The organism is Nitratidesulfovibrio oxamicus, from assembly GCF_015731765.1.
Lineage (GTDB): Bacteria > Desulfobacterota > Desulfovibrionia > Desulfovibrionales > Desulfovibrionaceae > Cupidesulfovibrio > Cupidesulfovibrio oxamicus.
On sequence record NZ_VRYY01000759.1, the window covers coordinates 1 to 594 of the forward strand.

Genomic DNA, 594 nt, shown 5'->3' on the forward strand with positions numbered 1-594 from the left:
CGCTGCGGTGATGCGCGCTGCGGTCAGGTCCGCCAGCAGGGCGCGGGCCTCTCCGGCCATGTCGCCCTTGGGGTAGCGGCGCAGCTGCGCTTCCAGCAACTGGTGCGCCCCATCGGTGTCGTCCAGGCGGCTGGCCCGCAGCCGCGCGGCGCGCAGCATGCAGTCATCGGCCAGCGAATCATCGGGGTAGGCGGCCGCCACTTCATTGTAGCGGGTCACCGCCGCGAGAAAATCGTCCTTGCGCCACGAGCGCGCCGCCAGTTCCTCCTGCGCCACGGCCATGCCGTAGGCGGCATTGGGGGCCAGCTCCCCTTCCGGCGCGGCATCACGCGCCCCCTCGTACAGGGCCATCACCCGCAACCACGGTTCACGCAGGGCCGCCCGCTTTGCGTCACCACGCAGGGCATCCAGTTCCTTGCGCGCCTCTGCGTACAGCTTCGCGGCCTTGGCCGGGTCGCTGCGTGCGCCCTTCTTTGCCTTGGCCGGCGCTTTGGGAGCGGGAACGCCGTCCGAGGCAGAGGCCACAGCCACCCCGCCGCCCGCGGTCCGTGCGGAATCACCCGCCGCCGCGGCGGCGGGCACGTCGTCGTCCTG

At 72.6% G+C, this 594-nt stretch carries 1 protein-coding gene; it reads right to left on the reverse strand.

All coding sequences use genetic code 11. The features are described from left to right. On the reverse strand, positions 1-582 hold a 582-nt coding region (locus FVW20_RS18210), incomplete at its 3' end, for a tetratricopeptide repeat protein (protein WP_372435023.1). Between the last annotated feature and the right edge of the window lie 12 nt (positions 583-594).